The organism is Streptomyces sp. NPDC048291 (genome assembly GCF_043201715.1).
Lineage (GTDB): Bacteria > Actinomycetota > Actinomycetes > Streptomycetales > Streptomycetaceae > Streptomyces.
In genome coordinates, this window is record NZ_JBICZC010000003.1 from 573,081 (window position 1) to 589,835 (window position 16,755).

Genomic DNA, 16,755 nt, shown 5'->3' on the forward strand with positions numbered 1-16,755 from the left:
GGAGGGACAGCGCTTGCGGCGCCGGTCAGTTGTTCACTCGCGGTTTGCGTGTGCGCTGCGGCGCCCCAGTAGTTGTGGCTGTGCACCACTGGCCGGTTCCCGTTCTGGAGGCCCTTCCATGTCCTTTTCGCTCCCTGGCCGCCGCAGCGTGCTGCGCGGCTCGCTCGCCGCGTCGGCGGCCCTGACCCTGCCCACGGCGCTCGGTTCCGCGCCGGCGTTCGCACTGTCCGGGCGTCCCCGGGCGGACTGGGGCGTCCAGGCGGGCGACGTGACCGCCGACTCCGGCCTGGTGTGGGTCCGTTCGGACCGGCCGGCCCGGATGATCGTGGAGACCTCGGCCACCGAGTCGTTCCGCAACGCCCGCAGCTGGCACGGCCCGCTGCTCGGCGCGGACAGCGACTTCACCGGCACCACGCGGCTGCGCGGGCTGCCCTCCGGCGAGCAGATCCACTACCGGGTGCGGCTCGCCGACCCCGACGACCCGCGCCGCACCGGCGAGCCGGTCACCGGCACCTTCCGCACCGCGTCCGCGCGCCGCCGCCAGGGCGTCAAGTTCCTGTGGTCCGGCGACCTGGCCGGACAGGGCTGGGGCATCAACGAGTCCATCGGCGGCTACCGCATCTTCGACGCGATGGCCAAGCTGGACCCGGACTTCTTCCTGTGCAGCGGTGACAACATCTACGCCGACGGCGTGATCTCGGCGGCCCAGGCGCTGCCCGACGGCAGCCTGTACCGCAACGTCACCTCCGAGGCGAAGTCGCACGTCGCGGTCACCCTCGACGACTTCCGCGGCAACTTCCGCTACAACCTGCTGGACCAGGCGCTGCGCCGGTTCAACGCCCAGGTGCCGAACGTCATCCAGTGGGACGACCACGAGGTCCGCAACAACTGGTACCCGGGCGAGGTCATCGGCACCGGCACCGCCTACCCGGCCGGCACCAGGCTGGACGACATGGCGGTGCGCTCGCGGCAGGCGTTCTCCGAGTACTTCCCGATCTCCACGATCAGCGGCCGTCCCGACGGCCGGATCTACCGCGTCCACCACCACGGCCCGCTCCTCGACGTGTTCGTGCTGGACATGCGGACCTACCGCAACGCCAACTCGCCCGATGACCAGACCACCGACCCGCAGGGCATCCTGGGCGCCGAGCAGCTGGCGTGGCTCAAGCGCGAGCTGTCCCGGTCGCGGGCGGTGTGGAAGGTGATCGCCGCGGACATGCCGATCGGTCTTGTCGTGCCCGACCCGGTCGAGGGCAAGGCGAACTTCGAGGCCGTCGCCCAGGGCGACCCGGGCGCGCCGCTCGGCCGTGAGCTGCAGATCGCAGAGCTGCTGCGGTACATCAAGCACCGGAAGATCACCGGCACGGTGTGGCTGACCGCCGACGTCCACCACACCTCGGCCCAGCACTACGACCCGTCGCGGGCCGCGTTCAAGGACTTCGCGCCGTTCTGGGAGTTCGTCTCCGGCCCGCTGAACGCCGGTGCCTTCCCGGCCAGCGCGCTGGACGGCACCTTCGGACCCGACCGGGTGTTCGTCAAGGCGCCGACCGCCTCGAACGTGTCACCCGCCGAGGGCTACCAGTTCTTCGGCGAGGTCGACATCGACGGTGACAGCGGCGAGTTGACGGTGCGTCTGCGCGAGTACGACGGCACCGTGCTGTTCACGCGGACCCTGAAGCCGGGCCGGGTCGGCCAGTAACTCCCGTACGCTTTCGGCAGGGCCGCGCACCGGCGTCATCCCCCGGTGCGCGGCCCTGCCGTATCGTTCGGCACGTCGTTCCCCGCCGCCGGGAACTCGCCCTCCCGTAGCAGGTTTTCGCAGTTCAGAGCGATTGTCAGTGGTCGCCTCTACGGTTTTTCCCATGACGCGATCTTCACAGGCCGTGGCCTATCGCCAACCCTCCGTGCTGCGCTCCGGCGCCGACGGCCGCCACCTCGGCCTCGAGACCTCCCGGGGTGCGACACCCACCGGGGTCGAGGACCATCCGCGGTTCTTCGCGGGCTTCCTGACCTCCCCTCAGGTGGCCGCGGCCGGGCTGCTCGCGGTGGCCGACGTGGCGGCGGCGCGGTACTACCAGCCGCAGCTGCGCGCCTCGCTGGACCCGGTGGTGACGGGCAACGGCGACCGGCTGCGCTTCGAGTCCTTCTCCGGCTGCGGCGGGGTGTACGCCCGGCTGGACGTCCTCGGCCCGGGACTGGACGGCGGCGAGGTGGGCCAGGGCACGACGAACGTCGACGTCAACAACCCGCTGCGCGAGGCGCTCTCCCGGCTCGGCTCGGACGATCCGCTCCATCTGCGGGTCGGCCCCGAGGAGTTGGCGGTCACCACGCTGGACGGCCCGGTGGTGGAGAAGAAGGTCCCGCTGCCGGACCGCTGGCTGCGCGGCTTCGCGGAGGCGCAGGTCGTGGCCGCCGGGTTCGATCTGCGGGCCGAGCTGCCGGCGGACGAGGCGGTGCGGTTCCTGCGCTCGCTCCCCCGGGGCGGCACCGGGCGCCGGGGTGCGGCGGGTCCCGGCTGGGTGGTACCGGTGGGCCGGGGGCTGCGGCCGACGACCCGGCCGGTGCCGGGCGCGGTGTGCCTGCCGGGACCGGAGCGGCTGGCCGCGCTGCAGCGGGTGCTGCGCCATGCGACGGCCCTGCGCGTCTACGGCCCGCAGGGTGCCCCGGCCGCCTCCGGTACGGCCGCCGCCTGGGAGGTGGTGCTGCGGGGCATGCGGCTCACGCTGACCCTGTCGCCGGACGCGGCCCGGGGGTTCTCGGGCGAGGGCGGTGTGCTGGACGCGCTCGCCACCGGCGAGGCCGCCGAGGACGCGGAGCTGATCGCGGTCCTGCTGGCCTGGGAGCCCCGTGTCGACGTCGCCGACCTGGCCGCCTCCTCCGGGCTCACCGCGGACCGCGTCCGGGCGGCCCTGGTCCGTCTCGGCACCTCGGGTCGGGTCGGCTACGACACGGCGGAGGCCGCCTACTTCCACCGCGAACTGCCCTACGACGCGGGGCGCGTGGAGCGGCACAACCCCCGGCTGCGGTCGGCCCGGGCGCTGGTGGCCGCGGGTGCGGTGGCCCTGGCCGGCGAGCTGTCCACGGTGACGGCCGAGGACGGTCATGTGCACCGGGTGCGGGACACGGCGGGGGTGCTGAGCTGCAGTTGCCTGTGGTGGGCGAAGTACCGGGGCGGGCGCGGTCCGTGCAAGCACGCGCTGGCGGTGCGGATGGTGCGACGGGGAGCCGCGCCGGGGCAGGACACGGCAGGGCAGAACACGGCGGGACAGGACATGGCGGGACAGGACATGGCGGAGATCGGCGGGGGTGCGTGATGAACGCGGTGCTTGAGGCGGTACGGGCGGGGCGCACCGGGGAGACGGCTCTCCTGGTGCGGAAGCTGTCGGATGCCGAACGACGGGTGCTGCTGCCCGAGTTGCAGGCCCTGCGCAAGGAGCTGCGGGCCGCTCCCTGGGAGACCCGGCCCGAGCGCGGTTATCCGGCGCTCCAGGTGGCCGGGGCCATGTGCCACTCGGGGGCCGCGGCGGCCGCGGCCTGGATCGCCGGGGCCGACATGCGGTGGCGGCAGGCCCCGGCCGACATGCTGCTGAAGGTGCTGGCGGACCGGGACACCGGCTGGCAGGCCGACGTGGCACGGCGGCTGGCCGCGCGGCCGGTCTCCGCGGACGTGCCGTTCCTGCTGATGGCGGGACTGGTCCGGCGTTCCGGGTGCGAGGTCCCGGTGACGGACGCCTATGTGGTCGGCTGGGTCCGCCACATCGGCCACAGCTGGGGACGGGTCTCCCTCGTCGACCGGCTGCGCGCCGAGCCCGACCTCGCGCCGCTCGTGACGGGCCTGTTCGAGCTCTCCGATCTCGGTGAGATCCGCTGGCTGTTCGGCGAGGGTCCCGGTTCCTGGCAGAGCGCCCTCGCGGAGCTGACCGGCGCCGGCGTGCTGGAGCGCAAGACCGTGGTCGACGCCTGCGTGGCCCGCCTGTTGCGCGGCGGCGGCCCCACCGACCACCGGGTCTTCCTGCCGCTGCTGGGCCTGCTCGCCCTCACCAGGGACGAGGTGCGCGAGCGCGTCGCCGACTGGACGGCCCTGGCGAGGGACGCCGTCTCCCCGGTCGCCGCCCACGCCCAGTCGGTCCTGGCCGGCCTCGCGCTGGACGGCGGTCTCACCCCTCGGCAACTGGCCGAGGCCTCCGAAGGGCTGCTGTTCCGCGCCGAGAAGAAGCTGGTGCGCGCTCAGTTGGTGCTGCTCGGCAAGGTGCTCGCCCGCGACGCGTCCGCGGCGGCGGAGCTGCTGCCGGCCGTGGCCCAGGCGTTCGGGCACGAGGACACCCAGATGCAGGAGCGGGCGCTGAAGCTGGTGGAGCGGCACGCGAAGCGGCTCGACGACGAGCCCGCGGCCCGGTCCGGGGCGGTCCGGTCCGAGATCGCCGTCGCGGCCGAGCGGTTGAGCCCCGCCCTGCGGATGCGGGCGGCCGCCGTTCCGGGCATCGCGCCCGCGGCGGCGCCCGAGGCGTACGAGGAGATGCTGCCGCCGCCTCCGGAGCCGCTCCGGCTCCCGGCCGCGCCGGATTCCGCCGCGGCACTCGCCGAGGAGGTGTCGGCCCTGCTGGCCGCGGACGCGGACGAGGACGTGGCCGCGTTCGAGCGGGCGCTGGACGGTCTGGCCCGGCACGCGCACCGCGACCAGGACGCGCTGCGGGAGGCCCTCGAACCGGTGGCGGCCACCCGCTGGTGGTGGGAGCCCGAGCCGCATCGCCGGCAGCAGTGCGAGGAGCGCTTCGGCCATACCCGGCGCGGTCTCCTCACCGCCGAGGGCGGCCTCGAACTGGTCCTGGCCACGCTGTACGGGGCCGTGAGCACGGCCACCCTGCTCGCCGGGCTGCGGAGCGGCCCGGCCGACCACGATTGCGCGCGCCACGGGTTCTCCCGCGTCCTGGACGTCCGGCTGCGTGAACTGGCCCACCGGATACGCACGGACCCGCAGCCGCTGCTGCTGGCCACTCCGTCGTGGAGCACCGGGCTCCTGGAGCCGGCCGAACTCGTCGACCGGCTCGACGCCTACCGTCGCCTCGGCGCCCGGGTGGGCGAGGCCGACTTCGCCCAGGCCCTGTTGCGGGTCCGGCGCGAGGACCGTACGGCCGCCCTGGCCGCCGCCGGACGCGCGAGCGCGCTCGGCACGCCGGAGGGCGAGCGACTCGCCCGCCGGCTCTCCGCCGGGGCGCCCGCCCCGTCCGGCAACGGCCGCCGGACATCGGGTCCGCGCGTCCTGGTCGAGTCCGGCGAGGTCCGGGAACTCCTGGCGGACTTCCCCGAGGCGTTCCGGCGGCTGGGCCGGCCGTTCACGGTGTCCGACGCGGTCCGGTACTGCTACCACTGGGGCCAGGAGAACCACCGGCACTGGCTGGCCACACTCCCGGAGCTGCGGGAACTCGTCGCCGTACGGCTGGTGCACGACGTCTCCGAGGCCGCCCTGGACGACGGGAGGGGCATGGCCGCCGCCCTGCCGCTGCTCGCCGAGTCCGGCGGACCGGCCGGCGAGAGCACGCACCTGTGCGTGGCGTACGGGCTGGGCGCGCGGCATCCGGAGGACCGGCTGGCCGCGGTGGACGCGCTGCTGGTGCTCGCCGCGCGCGGTCAGCTCGACGCCGAGCGGCTGGGCGCCGATCTCGGCCAGTTGGTGCGGCGCGGTGCGGTGAAGCCGCTGCGGCTGGCCGAATCGGCCCGGACGGCGGTGGCCACGGGGGCGAACGCCACGATATGGGAGATGCTCCGGCACACCCTGCCCGTGCTGCTCGCCGACCTCGCGACCGCGGGAAGCGCGGGAAGCACGGGAAGCACGGGAAGCGCCGAGACCGCAGGGACCGCGGGCGCCTCGGGCGCGGTCCGTGGGCTCGGGGAGCTGCTCTCGATCGCCGCCGACTGCGCCGAGCGGTCCGGGGCCCGGGGTGAGCTGCCGCATCTGTCCGGGGCGGCGGCCCGGCGCGGCTCGTCCCGGCTGGCGGTCCAGGCGCGTCGGCTGCGGGACGCCCTGGCCGTGGCGGAAGCCGCCTGACAGGGTCAGGATTCGGTCATTTCACGAACCTCGACACCACGAGAAACATCACAAAAGGAACGTAAGCATGCTTTACCCGTCGGTCACAGAGCGTTCGTGATCACGCAACACCGTTGCTTCACAGTGGCTGCATGAATCGAGACATGTCTGATGTGACACGCGCGCGGAACGGACGCCCCGTGCACCACTGGCGACGGGACGTCGTCGAGCTCGCCGCCCTGTTCACCGCGGTCGCGGTGGCCGACGGGGTGGCGAACCTGGTCGGGCACGGGCCCGACGGACCGGCACTGCTGGTGATCTCGGCGCTGGTGCTGGCGGCGACGGCCGGCTTCCACGTCTGGTGGGCCAGGCGCCCAGGTCACGCACCTCCGGTGACCGATACCGATACCGGCGCCCGGCCGGCCGTCACCGAGACACGGCGGGCCGGGGCCGGCGCGGACGCCTCGGGAACCGGCGACCGGGCGAGCACGCTGTGGCGGCTGCGGACGACGGTGCGCGACGAGCCGGGTTCGCTGGCGGCGCTGTGCGCCGCGCTCGCCGGGCACCGCGTGGACATCCTGAGCCTGCAGACGCATCCGCTGGGCGACGGCACGGTGGACGAGTTCCTGCTGCGGGCCCCGGGCGAGCTGATCGCCGGTGAGATCACCCGGGCGGTCGCGCTGGCCGGGGGCACGGACACCTGGATCGAGCGGGCCGACGCACACGATCTGGTGGACGCGCCGACCCGGGTGCTGGGACTGGCCACCCGCACCGCTCTGGACGCGGCGGAACTTCCGCTGGCCCTCCGGCAGTTGTTGGGGAGGTGCACGATCCGCTCGCTCCCCGCCCACCCGGTCGGCGGGGCCCGGAGCCCCGAGTCGGTTCCCGTCGAGGGGGCGCTGGAGGACACCGTGATGCGGCTGCGTGCGCCGGAGGGGGGAGTGATCACCGTGGAACGGCCGTATCTCCCGTTCACACCGACCGAGTTCGCGCGGGCGCGGGCGCTGGTGGAGCTGGACGCCCGGCTCGGGCCGCGCATCCCGCGCAGCCAGGACGTGATCTCGCTGCCCGCGGGCAGCGAGATCACGGTCCGCCGGGCCGACACCGGCGACCTGGAGGCGGCGAGGGCGATGCACGAGCGCTGCTCCACGCGGACCCTCGCGCTCCGCTACCACGGGCCGGTCGGGGACGCGGATCGGTACCTGAACCACCTGCTCAGCCCCCGCTTCGGCAGGACGCTGGCCGTGCAGACCGCGTCGGGCCGGATCGTCGGCCTCGGGCACCTGCTGTGGGACGGGGACGAGACCGAGGTGGCGCTGCTCGTCGAGGACGACTGGCAGCGGCGCGGCATCGGCGGCGAACTGCTGGGGCGGCTGGTGCGGATGGCCGTCGAGGCGGGCTGCGAGAGCGTGTACGCGGTGACGCAGGCGTCCAACACGGGGATGGTGGCGGCGATGCGGGCGCTGGGGTTGCCATTGGACTACCAGATCGAGGAGGGGACGCTGGTGATCACGGCGCGGCTTGCGGCGGAGACGGAGAATGCCGTGACTGCCGCGGGGTGGCTTTCCGGTGCGGGTGAGTCGGGGAACAACGCCGAAGCGCCGTAGGGCCCGTGGTCGTTCGGCGGCCGCGGGGGCGTGGGGGCTGGTCGCGCAGTTCCCCGCGCCCCTTGCGGTGCGCCACAGCTGACGGGGCGCTACAGCGACCCCAGTGCCCCGTCCAGGTCCGCCCACAGGTCGTCCGCGTCCTCCAGGCCCACGGACAGGCGCAGCAGTCCGTCGCTCACGCCGGCGCCGTGGCGGTCTGCCTCGTCGACGACGCGGTGGCTGATGGAGGCCGGGTGCTGGATGAGGGTGTCGACGCTGCCGAGGCTGACGGCCGGGGTGATCAGCCGTACCCGGGAGATGACCTCGTGCGGGTCGTCGTACACCTCGAAGGCGATCATCGCGCCGCCCAGCCGCGGGTAGTGGACGCGGGCGACGCGTGGGGCGGCGGTGAGGCGGCGGGCCAGTTCGGCGGCGGTGGCGGAGGCGGCGCGGACCCGTACCGGGAGCGTGGCGAGGCCGCGCAGCAGCAGGTAGCCGGCGAGCGGGTGCAGGACGCCGCCGGTGGCGAACCGTATCTTCCGGAGCTGTCCGGCGAACTCCTCGTCGCAGGCGACGACCCCGGCCATGACGTCGCCGTGGCCGCCGAGGTACTTGGTGGCGCTGTGCAGGACGAGGCGTGCGCCGTGTGCGGCGGGGCGTTGCAGCACGGGAGTGGCGAAGGTGTTGTCGGCGAGCAGCGGCACGGTGCCGCAGGCGTGGGCGACGGCCCGCAGGTCGAGTTCGGCGAGGGTCGGGTTGGCCGGGGACTCGACCAGCACCAGGCCGGTGTCGGGGCGCAGCGCGTCGGTGATCCCGGCCGGGTCGGTCCAGGTGACCTCGGTGCCGAGGAGGCCGGCGGTGAGGAGATGGTCGCTGCAGCCGTAGAGGGGCCGTACGGCGACGACATGGCGCAGGCCGGTGGCGGCGCGGGCGAGGAGGACGGCGGTCAGGGCTGCCATGCCGCTGGCGAAGGCGACGGCGGACGCGGTGCCTTCGAGGCGGGCCAGGGCGGTCTCGAAGCGGGCGACCGTCGGGTTGCCGAGGCGCCCGTAGACCGGCGGTCCGGCCGGGTCCGCGCCGTCGGTGGCGAAGGCGTCGATGCGGGCGGCCTCGGCGCGGCTGTCGTACGACGGGTAGGTGGTGGACAGGTCGATCGGCGGGGCGTGCAGGCCCTGCCGGGCGAGGTCGTCGCGGCCGGCGTGCACGGCCTCGGTGGCCAGGGCGCGCGGTGTGCGGGAGACGTGGCCGCGCAGGGCCGCCGGGTCGTCGTAGGTGCTCGCTGAGTCCATGGCCGCAGGGTGAACATCCGACGGGGCCAGTGGGGTGAATGCCGTGCTACGTTCGGCCGATGGCTGATTCCGTCGTACTGGATCCGGTCGATCTGCATCTGCTGCGGCTGCTTCAGAACGACGCCCGGACCACCTACCGCGACCTCGCCGCCCAGGTGGGCGTGGCGCCGTCGACCTGTCTGGACCGGGTGACCCGGCTGCGCCGCTCCGGGGTGATCCTCGGGCACCGGCTCCAGCTGGATCCGGCCAAGCTCGGGCGCGGTCTGGAGGCACTGCTGTCGGTGCAGGTCAGGCCGCACCGGCGGGAGTTGGTGGGACCGTTCGTGGAGCGGATCCGGGCGCTGCCGGAGTCGCGGACGGTGTTCCACCTGACCGGTCCCGACGACTATCTCGTGCATGTGGCCGTGGCGGACATGACGGACCTGCAGCGGCTCGTCCTGGACGAGTTCACGGCCCATCGGGAGGTGGCCCGGGTGGAGACCCGGCTGATCTTCCAGAAATGGGAGTGCGGGCCGCTGCTTCCGCCGGTGCCGTCGCCGCAATCCCCGTGACGCGCGGCGGTCCGTCGTACGAGGATGGACGGCATGTCACAGACCAGCAACCCGCTGCCCCGTCAGGTCGCCGACACCTTCGTCGACGAGCTCATCGCCCTCGATCCGATCACCGGTACCTTCCTCGGCGACAAGGAGAGCTCGGGCCGGCTGCCCGACACGTCGCCGGCCGGCGCGGAGGCGCTCGCCCGGCTCCAGCGCGAGACACTCGCGAAACTCGACGCGGCCGAGCGGCAGCCCGGTGCGGACAGTGACATCGAGCGTCGCTGCGCGCGCCTGCTGCGCGAGCGGCTCACCGCCTCCCTCGCCGTGCACGAGGCCGACGAGAGCCTGCGTTCGGTCAGCAACCTGAGCTCCGCGGCACACGCGGTCCGCCAGGTGTTCACGGTGACGCCCACCGCCACCGAGGAGGACTGGGCGGCGGTCGCCGAGCGGCTGCGTGCGGTGCCGGCCGCGCTGGAGGGCTACCGGCAGTCCCTCGAACTCGGCCTGGAGCGGAAGCTGTACGCCGGTCCGCGCGCCACCGCGACCTTCGTCGGGCAGCTCGGCCAGTGGGCCGACACGGGCGACGGCAAGGGCTGGTTCGAGCAGTTCGCGGCGGGCGGGCCGGAGGCGCTGCGCACCGGACTGGACGAGGCGGCCCGCGCCGCCACCGAGGCCGTGCTGGCACTGCGCGACTGGATGCGGGACGTGTACGCGCCCGCGATCGAGGGCACGCCGGACGTGGTGGGCCGGGAACGGTACGCCCGCTGGGTGCGCTACTTCAACGGCACCGACCTCGATCTGGACGAGGCGTACGCGTACGGCTGGTCCGAGTACCACCGGCTGCTCGGCGAGATGAAGGCCGAGGCCGAGAAGATCCTGCCCGGCGCGGCCACGCCGTGGGTGGCGCTGGCGCACCTGGACGAGCAGGGCACCCACATCGAGGGCGTCGACGAGGTGCGCGGCTGGCTGCAGTCCGTGATGGACGAGGCCATCGAGAAGCTGGACGGCACCCACTTCGACCTGGCCGAGCGGGTGCGCCTGGTCGAGTCCCGGATCGCTCCGCCCGGCAGCGCGGCGGCTCCGTACTACACGCCGCCGTCGGACGACTTCACGCGCCCGGGCATCACCTGGCTGCCGACCATGGGCCAGACCCGTTTCCCGGTCTACGACCTGGTGTCGACCTGGTACCACGAGGGCGTGCCCGGCCACCACCTCCAGCTGGCGCAGTGGAAGCACGTCGCCGAGGACCTCTCCCGCTACCAGGCCAGCGTGGGCATGGTCAGCGCCAACGCCGAGGGCTGGGCGCTGTACGCGGAGCGGCTGATGGACGAACTGGGCTTCCTCACCGACCCGGAGCGCCGCCTCGGCTATCTGGACGCGCAGATGATGCGGGCCGCGCGGGTCATCATCGACATCGGCATGCACCTGGAGCTGACGATCCCGGACGACTCCCCCTTCCACCCCGGGGAGCGCTGGACGCCCGCGCTGGCGCAGGAGTTCTTCGGCTCGCACAGCAGCCGGCCCGCGGACTTCGTGGAGAGCGAGCTGACCCGCTACCTGTCCATGCCGGGGCAGGCCATCGGCTACAAGCTGGGCGAGCGGGCCTGGCTGCTGGGCCGGGAGCGGGCCCGGGAGCGGCGGGGCGCCGGCTTCGACCTCAAGTCCTGGCACATGGCGGCCCTCTCCCAGGGCTCACTGGGCCTGGACGACCTGGTGGACGAGCTGTCGCAGCTGTGACGGCACGGACCCGCCCCTGACCGGGCGGCGGCACCGGGCGGGCGCCCACCGCCGGTGGGCGCCGGCGGCGGCCTGGTCCGGGGCCGCGCGGTCTGCCGTTCGGGGGCACTCCGGTGGCGGCGGCCGGAGCCGGCGGGCTTGCTGGTGGCGGGGGCCACCGGACACAGGAAGCGAGCCGCGGATGCAGACCTCCACGCAGCCGAGGGAGCCGTTGCAGACCCCACGCGCCGCGGGAGCGGCCGGGATCGTCTTCGCGCTGCTGCTCGCGGCCGCCATGGTGCTGATCCGGCTGGCCATTCCGCAGGGCGCCGACGCGGTCACCGCCCAGCAGCCGGATCCCACCCGGCGCAGCGCCCTCCACGCGGCCCTCCTGCTGGTGCCGTTCGCCGGCATCTTCTTCCTGTGGTTCGTCGGCGCCGTCCGCTCGCACGTCGGCGACGCCGAGGACCGGTTCATGGCCACCGTCTTCCTCGGCAGCGGCCTGGTCTTCACGGCGATGATGTTCGCCGCCGCCGCGGTTGCCTCGGCCGTGCTCGACACCGCTCACCCCGCGGGCACCTCACCCTCCCGGCCCACCTGGGACTTCGGCCAGCATCTCGCGTACACGCTGATGACCGGGTACGCGATGCGGATGGCGGCCGTCTACACCTGTTCCGCCTCGGTGATCGGGCACCGCCTGCGCATCCTGCCGCGCTGGCTCACCCTGCTGGGCTTCCTCACCACCGTGGTCCTGCTGTTCGTGTCGTCCGCCGTGCCCTGGGCCGAGCTGGTGTTCCCGGCCTGGTCGCTGCTGCTCAGCGTGCACATCGTCGTGGCGGGCTTCCGCCGTGCCGCCGCGGCCCCGACGCCCCCGGCGGCCTGAGGGCTCACCCGATCGGCGGGCCCCGGCGCGCGGCGGCGGGAGCGGGCTCCCATGCTGGCGTGCGGGAGTTCTCCGCCGTCCACGACTGGAACGACGGACCGCGGTACGCACCGGACCTGGCCACCGGAAGGGCGGAGCCATGATGCGCCTTGTCGTCGACCTCAACAGATGTCAGGGATACGCGCAGTGCGCGTTCCTCGCCCCGGACGTCTTCGCCATGCACGGCGAGGAATCCCTCGTCTACAACCCGCAGGCCGAGCAGGAGCACCGGGAGCGGGTGGCGCGCGCCGTGGCCGCCTGCCCGGTGCAGGCGATCACCGCCGACGGCCTGGACGGATTCGCGGGAGGGGCCTCCGATGCCGCCCACTGACTACCTCGACTGGCTGCGCCGCGAGGGCCGGATCGTGGTCGTGGGCGCCTCGCTGGCCGGGCTGCGGGGCGCCGAGACGCTGCGCGCCGAGGGGTTCACCGGCGAACTCACCATGATCGGCGACGAGCCGTACGAGCCCTACGACCGGCCGCCGCTGTCCAAGGCGGTGCTGCTCGGCAGGGCGGTCCCGAACCACACGGCGCTGCCGCACCGCTGGGAGATCGACGCGAAGTGGCGGCTGGGCGTCGCCGCCACGGGTCTCGACGTCGAGGCCAAGCGGGTCCGGCTGGCCGACGGCGACGAGGTCGAGTACGACCGGCTGCTGATCGCGACCGGGGTGCGGGCCCGGCCCTGGCCCAAGGAGGACGAGGCCCGTCTGGAGGGCGTGTTCACGCTGCGTACCCGGGACGACGCGGCGGCGCTGCTGCGGCGGCTGAAGGCCGGGCCGCGCCGGGTGTTCGTGATCGGCGCCGGGTTCACCGGGTCGGAGATCGCCTCGGCCTGCCGGGAGCAGGGCATCGCGGTCACCGTCGCGGAACGCGCGGGCGCGCCGCTGGTGGGCGCCCTGGGCGGGGTGATCGGCGCGGTGGCGGCCGAGATGCACCGCGAGAACGGGGTGGACCTGCGCACCGGCGTCCAGGTCACCGCGCTGGAGGGCGACCCGGCCGGGCGGGTGCGGGCGGTCCACCTGTCCGACGAGTCGATCGTCGAGGCGGACGTGGTGATCGTGTCGCTCGGCGCGACCCGCAACACCGACTGGCTGGCCGGTTCCGGTCTCGGCGCGGGCCCGCGGGGCATCGCCTGCGACGCGGGCTGCCGTGCCTTCGACTTCCGGGGCATCGTCACCGACGACGTCTTCGTCGCCGGCGATGTCGCCCGGTCCCCGCACGCGCTGTTCGGCTACCAGTTCCTCTCCCTTGAGCACTGGGGCAACGCGGTCGCCCAGGCCGAGACCGCCGCGCACAACATGATCAGCCCGAGCGCCGAGCGCAGGCCGCACCTGTGGGTGCCGGCGTTCTGGTCGTCGCAGTTCGGGGTGAACATCAAGTCGGTCGGGGTGCCGCCGATGGGCGAGCAGATCATGATCACCCAGGGTTCGCTGGCCGAGCGCCGGTTCGTCGGGGTGTACGGCTACAAGGGCCGGACGATCGCCGCGGTGAGCTTCGACAACACGCGGTGGCTGGAGTTCTACCAGCGGCAGATCGAGAAGGCCGGGCCGTTCCCGGTGGAGTTCCCGACCGTGGACCGCCGTCCCGAGGGGCGGGTGCCGGTCGACGCGGACTTCCCGGACCCGGCGCTGCCCACGCACGGCCCCATGGTGACGCTCAGCGGCTACTCGCCGACCGACACGCAGCTGGTCTTCCACCCCGCCCGCCACTGACCGCGACCCGGCCCCGACGCTCCAAGGAACTGTCATGACGCAGACCTCGATGTTGCACCGGATCACCGACTTCGCGAACCGCGCCGACCCGTACCCGCTGTACGAGGAGCTCCGCAAGACGCCGGTGCTGCACGAGGAGGAGGACGGCCCCTACCTCATCAGCACCTACCACGACATCGAGGCCCTGCTGCACGATCCGCGGATCAGCTCCGACGAGTCCAACGTGACCGTGGGCGGGGACGACGAGCTGTCCGGACCGGAGGCGACGGGGCTGCCGCCGAGCTTCATCCGGCTCGACCCGCCGGAGCACGACCGGCTGCGCCGGATCGCCAACAGCTCCTTCGGGCCGCCGCACCAGCCGCGCCGGATCGACGGCATGCGGGGCCGGCTGGAGGAGATCGTCACCGAGCTGATCGACGGCCTCGGGGACGCCCGGGAGATCGACCTGGTCGACCAGGTCGCCTACCCGTTCCCGGTCACCGTCATCTGCCGGCTGCTCGGCGTGCCGCGCGAGGACGAGCCGAGGTTCCGGGCCTGGGTCGACCCGATCGTGGCCGGTCTCGACCCCGACAGCCGCACGGCCGACGACTCCGCGAAGACCGCGCAGGAGGCCCGGCTCCAGCTCGGGATGTACCTGAACGGGCTGGTGGAGCAGCGCGCCAAGGAGCCGCGCGACGACATGCTCTCCGACCTGGTGCACAGTCACGGCCCGGACGGCGCCATGACGACCATGGAGGTGCTCAGCACCTCGGTGCTGCTGCTCATCGCCGGCCACGAGACGACGGTCAACCTCATCACCAACGGCATGCTGACGCTGCTGCGCCACCCGCAGTACCTGGAGCGGCTGCGCGACGACCCGGGGCTGTCGGTGCGGATCGTGGAGGAGCTGCTGCGCTACGAGCCGCCGGTGCAGCTGCTCCCGCAGCGCACCTGCATCGCCGACCTGGAGGTGCACGGGGTGACCATTCCCAAGGGGTCGCGGATCTGGCTGATGCTTGCCGCCGGCAACCGGGACCCGCATCGGTTCACCGATCCCGACCGCTTCGACCCGGACCGGCAGGACATCCAGCACCTCGGCTTCGGCAGCGGCATCCACAGCTGCTTCGGCGCCCCGCTGGCCCGTCTGGAGGCCCAGATCGCGCTGGCCCAGCTGGCCCGCCGGCTCGACAACCCGCGCCTCGTCGAGGATCCGCCGCCCTACCGCCCGAACGCGGTGCTGCGCGGCCCGCGCCACCTCAACATCGCGGTCGACGGGGTGAAGTGACGGTCCGTCAGGAAGAGAGCCTGCGCAACTGGACTAGGCCCAGCCAGGTTTCCGGGCCGGGCCTGGTGTAGGCGGCGCGCACCGCGTAGGTGCCGGGCTCCAGCGGGACCCGCAGACGGTCGCCGCCCTCGGCCTCGTCCCCCGGCCAGGCGGAGTCGAACAGGACGACCGGGCCGGGGACCTGCCAGCGGATCTCGCTCTCCCACGCGGCGGTGTCGAGGGCGGCGGGCACCTGCGCCAGGAGCTCCTCCTCCGAGTTGGCGGCGGACCACCGTACGAAGGTGCCGTGGTCCGGCAGGAACGACGTCGAGGCGGGTTCGTCGCCGAGGACCAGGGCGGTGCTGTCCCCGACCGGGAGCAGGCCGACGTAACCGTCGACCTCGCAGGCCCGGTCGTAGTCGGTGGCCAGGTCCTCGCTGTCGGCGCCGGCCCAGAACGGCAGGACCGTCTCCGGGACCGCCACCAGCGGGCCGCCGCCCGACTCCACCCACTCCACCGCGCCTGGATCCGCATATCGAGTCATGGGGTGAACCTACACGGACAGCGACGGCACAGGTTCGCCTCCGGGAATCAGCAACCGCAGTCGCCCTCGACGGGTGCGGTCAGCGGGTCCGGGGCGCGGCGTTCGCGGCCCTGCCAGGTCTCGAACTCAAGGCCCTCACGCACCCAGTACTCGAATCCGCCGAGCATCTCCTTGACCTGGTAGCCGAGTTCGGCCAGCGCGAGGGCGGCGCGGGTCGCGCCGTTGCAGCCGGGACCCCAGCAGTACGTCACCACGGGCCGCGCCCTGTCGAGGAGCCCGGCCGCCTGCTCGGCGATGAGCGCGGTGGGCAGGTGGACGGCTCCGGGGATGTGGCCCTGGTCCCAGGACTCGGTGGAGCGGGAGTCCAGGACGGCGAAACCGGGGTCGCCGTCGGCGGCCAGGGCGGCGGCCACGTCGGAGACGTCGGCGTGGCAGGCGAGGCTCGCCCGGAAGTGGGCGGCGGCCTCGGCGGGAGCGGCGGGGGCGACGCGCAGGACTGGGTTGTCGGTGGTGACGGACATGTGAGGCCTTTCGCCGGCCGCCGTCGGTGCGGCGGATCTCCATGGCCGCAAATCTACGAGGGTGACGGGGTGCCCTGAAGCCGCGATCCCCGGCCCTGACCTTGTCCGGCCGGGGAATCACTGTTATCCATCCTCCATGACCGAGTTTTCCCCGGACGCCACCGACCTGCGCATCCTCGATGTCCTCCAGCGCGAGGGCCGGGCCAGCTTCGCCGAGCTGGCGCGGGCCGTCGCGATGTCCCCGAGCGCGGTGACCGAACGGGTGCGCCGGCTGGAGGAGGCGGGCGTGATCCAGGGGTACGCGGCGGTGGTCGACCCGGAGCGGCTCGGCCTGCCGATCCTCGCCTTCGTCCGGCTGCGCTACCCGAACGGCAACTACAAGCCGTTCCACGACCTGGTCGCCGCCACCCCCGAGATCCTGGAGGCGCACCACGTCACGGGCGACGACTGCTTCGTCCTCAAGGTCACCGCCCGCTCGATGCGGCACCTGGAGGAGGTCTCCGGCCGGATCGGCACGCTGGGCTCGGTGACGACGAGCGTCGTCTACTCCTCGCCGCTTCCGCGGCGGGCCGTCGGCATCTGAGCGCTCCCCGGTCTGCCGACTGCGGCGCCGTCGGGGCTGGTCGCGCAGTTCCCCGCGCCCCTTACGGGGCTCGGCAGT

At 73.6% G+C, this 16,755-nt stretch carries 14 protein-coding genes; 11 read left to right on the top strand and 3 right to left on the bottom strand.

Annotation, left to right across the window (positions count from 1 at the left end; all coding sequences use genetic code 11):
- Positions 1-118 precede the first annotated feature (118 nt).
- The 4 genes from ACGF5O_RS10085 (at position 119) to ACGF5O_RS10100 (ending at position 7,632) form a co-directional block, all read left to right on the top strand.
- Positions 119-1,699: an alkaline phosphatase D family protein gene (locus ACGF5O_RS10085; protein ID WP_393809426.1), complete on the top strand. Its 1,581-nt coding sequence runs from the start codon at positions 119-121 to the stop codon at positions 1,697-1,699.
- A gap of 163 nt (positions 1,700-1,862) precedes the next feature.
- The gene (locus ACGF5O_RS10090) at positions 1,863-3,314 is read left to right on the top strand and encodes an SWIM zinc finger family protein (RefSeq protein ID WP_393809427.1); all 1,452 of its coding nucleotides are present in this window, start codon (positions 1,863-1,865) and stop codon (positions 3,312-3,314) included.
- Positions 3,314-6,046, top strand: a complete 2,733-nt coding sequence (locus ACGF5O_RS10095; RefSeq protein ID WP_393809428.1) for a DUF6493 family protein — start codon at positions 3,314-3,316, stop codon at positions 6,044-6,046. Before ACGF5O_RS10090 ends, ACGF5O_RS10095 begins: the two co-directional genes overlap by 1 nt.
- 143 nt (positions 6,047-6,189) lie before the next feature.
- The gene (locus ACGF5O_RS10100) at positions 6,190-7,632 is read left to right on the top strand and encodes a GNAT family N-acetyltransferase (protein WP_393809429.1); all 1,443 of its coding nucleotides are present in this window, start codon (positions 6,190-6,192) and stop codon (positions 7,630-7,632) included.
- 89 nt (positions 7,633-7,721) lie between these two features.
- Here the strand turns inward: ACGF5O_RS10100 and ACGF5O_RS10105 are convergent, their stop codons facing one another.
- Entirely contained in the window at positions 7,722-8,900 is a 1,179-nt protein-coding gene (locus ACGF5O_RS10105; protein WP_393809430.1) for a trans-sulfuration enzyme family protein, read from the bottom strand.
- 59 nt (positions 8,901-8,959) lie between these two features.
- Here ACGF5O_RS10105 and ACGF5O_RS10110 point away from each other — a divergent pair, with 59 nt between their 5' ends.
- From ACGF5O_RS10110 to ACGF5O_RS10135, 6 genes are all read left to right on the top strand, one after another.
- Positions 8,960-9,451 carry an Lrp/AsnC family transcriptional regulator gene (locus tag ACGF5O_RS10110; RefSeq protein ID WP_362585483.1) on the top strand — a complete coding sequence of 164 codons (492 nt, stop codon included), beginning with the start codon at positions 8,960-8,962 and terminating at the stop codon, positions 9,449-9,451.
- Between the two features lie 33 nt (positions 9,452-9,484).
- On the top strand, positions 9,485-11,173 hold the full coding sequence (locus ACGF5O_RS10115; RefSeq protein WP_393809431.1) for a DUF885 domain-containing protein: 1,689 nt from the start codon (positions 9,485-9,487) through the stop codon (positions 11,171-11,173).
- 181 nt (positions 11,174-11,354) lie between these two features.
- Positions 11,355-12,035, top strand: coding sequence for a hypothetical protein (locus ACGF5O_RS10120; RefSeq protein ID WP_393809432.1), 681 nt, complete (start codon positions 11,355-11,357; stop codon positions 12,033-12,035).
- A 142-nt stretch (positions 12,036-12,177) separates the two neighbouring features.
- Positions 12,178-12,405, top strand: coding sequence for a ferredoxin (locus ACGF5O_RS10125; protein ID WP_351499285.1), 228 nt, complete (start codon positions 12,178-12,180; stop codon positions 12,403-12,405).
- Positions 12,392-13,786, top strand: coding sequence for an NAD(P)/FAD-dependent oxidoreductase (locus ACGF5O_RS10130; RefSeq protein WP_393809433.1), 1,395 nt, complete (start codon positions 12,392-12,394; stop codon positions 13,784-13,786). The genes ACGF5O_RS10125 and ACGF5O_RS10130 overlap by 14 nt, the downstream gene beginning before the upstream one ends.
- 34 nt (positions 13,787-13,820) lie before the next feature.
- Entirely contained in the window at positions 13,821-15,050 is a 1,230-nt protein-coding gene (locus tag ACGF5O_RS10135; protein ID WP_393809434.1) for a cytochrome P450, read from the top strand.
- A 7-nt stretch (positions 15,051-15,057) separates the two neighbouring features.
- On the opposite strand, the gene ACGF5O_RS10140 is transcribed toward ACGF5O_RS10135, so the two are convergent.
- The gene (locus tag ACGF5O_RS10140) at positions 15,058-15,573 is read right to left on the bottom strand and encodes an immunity 21 family protein (protein ID WP_393809435.1); all 516 of its coding nucleotides are present in this window, start codon (positions 15,571-15,573) and stop codon (positions 15,058-15,060) included.
- 47 nt (positions 15,574-15,620) lie between these two features.
- Positions 15,621-16,094: a rhodanese-like domain-containing protein gene (locus ACGF5O_RS10145; protein ID WP_393809436.1), complete on the bottom strand. Its 474-nt coding sequence runs from the start codon at positions 16,092-16,094 to the stop codon at positions 15,621-15,623.
- Positions 16,095-16,230: 136 nt separating this feature from the next.
- Here ACGF5O_RS10145 and ACGF5O_RS10150 point away from each other — a divergent pair, with 136 nt between their 5' ends.
- On the top strand, positions 16,231-16,677 hold the full coding sequence (locus ACGF5O_RS10150) for an Lrp/AsnC family transcriptional regulator (RefSeq protein ID WP_393809437.1): 447 nt from the start codon (positions 16,231-16,233) through the stop codon (positions 16,675-16,677).
- Positions 16,678-16,755 lie beyond the last annotated feature (78 nt).